1 protein-coding gene is annotated in these 1,908 nt (G+C 49.0%); it reads left to right on the top strand.

From position 1 onward, the window contains the following. The first annotated feature begins 410 nt into the window (after positions 1-410). Positions 411-1,823 carry a group II intron reverse transcriptase/maturase gene (gene ltrA, locus AC3Y2E_RS34540; protein WP_379217973.1) on the top strand — a complete coding sequence of 471 codons (1,413 nt, stop codon included), beginning with the start codon at positions 411-413 and terminating at the stop codon, positions 1,821-1,823. Positions 1,824-1,908: the final 85 nt, after the last annotated feature.

Raw genomic sequence — 1,908 nt, 5'->3', positions numbered from 1 at the left:
TTTTCAGTGCGCCACGCATGGCGACTAACTAGGCGGTGAAAGTCCGCTGTGGGGGCATGTAGTGGCCAACCACTAGCCAAGAGCAAGGGTGTCCATCGTGAGATGGAATCTGAAGGAAGCTGGAGGCAAACTTCCGGCCCGAGGAATACGAACATCATCAGGCACAAGGAATGGGACGAGCTTGCTGAACAAAGCGAAGTCCAATACACTACACGGACATTCCAGTGTAAATGGTGCGGGTAGATGGAGGGAAAGTGAGTCGTCTTACCGTGGGAGGTCTCATGGACGTGAGGAGATGAACTTCGAATCACGGTTGAAACAAGATTTATCATGAGAAGTCAGCAGACGCCATAGTACCCTGAGCAGTCGACGGCTCAAGGGAAGGGCTGAACCTTAGGAGGTGTAGGTCAATGAAAGGTACCAAAACAGGAGCAAAGTGCAGCCAACTTCGAAGCGAAGGCTCCACGCGGAACGTACATGCGGAACATGAAGAATATGCGGGAGCGTACAGTCCTCGGAGGATACCAGAAACCGACAACACCAGCGCAATCGAGTTGAGGAACGGTTTGCTTGAGGAAATTGTGAGCAGAGCCAACATGAACGAAGCGTTCAAGCGGGTCAAAGCAAACAAAGGATCTCACGGAATCGACGGGATGGGAGTAGATGAACTTCTACAATATCTCCGAGAGAACGGAGAAACCATCAAGCAATCCATTCTGGACGGAAGCTATCGTCCGAATCCCGTTCGAAGGGTAGAGATACCCAAAGAGAACGGAAAGAAGAGAAATTTAGGCATTCCCACAGTGGTAGACCGAGTGATTCAGCAGGCCATTGCCCAAGTCCTTACCCCGATCTATGAGAAGCAGTTTTCAGAGAACAGTTTCGGATTCCGACCCAAGAGAAGCGCACATGGCGCAATCCGAAGGAGTCAGGAAAACATCCAGGAAGGGTACAAGTATGTAGTCGACATGGATCTGGAGAAATATTTCGATACAGTGAACCAAAGTAAGCTGGTAGAGGTACTATCCAGAACCATTAAAGACGGACGGGTTATCTCGCTGATCCATAAGTACCTGAAAGCCGGCGTCGTCGTTAAGCATAAGCTTGAGGACACGGAAATCGGCGTGCCGCAGGGTGGGAACCTAAGTCCGATTCTCAGCAACATTATGCTGAATGAACTGGACATGGAACTGGAAAGCCGCGGCCATCGATTCGTCCGCTATGCGGACGATCTCCTCATCTTTTGTAAAAGCAGAAGAAGCGCGGAACGGACGCTTACGAACATACTCCCCTTCATCGAGGAGAAGCTGTTTCTCAAAGTAAACCGGGAAAAGACGGTAGTGGACGAGGCGAGGAAGATCAAATTTCTTGGTTTCTCTTTCTACGCAAAGAAGGAAGAAGTACGAGTCCGCATCCACCCGAAATCCATTGCAAAGATGAGGGCCAAAGTGAAGGAACATACATCGAGAAGCAACGGAATGGGAAATGAACAGCGGATGGAGAAGCTTAGACGCTACATCATGGGATGGGTTAACTATTTCAAGATAGCGGATATGAAGAGCCTGCTGCAATCTACGGATGAATGGATGAGAAGACGGATCCGCATGATCTACTGGAAGCAATGGAAACGAGTAAAGACGAGATTCGATAAGTTGCAAACGCTCGGAATCCATAAACAGCAGGCATGGGAATACGCAAACACAAGAAAAGGCTACTGGAGAATCTCCAATAGCCCTATCCTCTCGAAATCCCTCGGAAACAACACACTCAAAGGAAAAGGATTTCTCTTCTTTTCAGAATATTATCGACAAATAACTGCGTGATCTAAGGAACCGCCGTATACCGAACGGTATGTACGGTGGTGTGGGAGGTCGGCTACTCAATTAATGGGTAGCCTCCTACCCGATT

It is taken from the genome of Paenibacillus sp. MAH-35, from assembly GCF_058135425.1.
Note: the sequence above shows the minus strand (reverse complement) of the source record. Positions and strands in the feature narration are given on the sequence as shown.

What these genes read in the sequence shown, in the direction of transcription:
- ltrA (WP_379217973.1), top strand. Translation starts at nt 411, where the DNA reads ATGAAAGGTACCAAAACAGGAGCAAAGTGCAGCCAACTTCGAAGCGAA.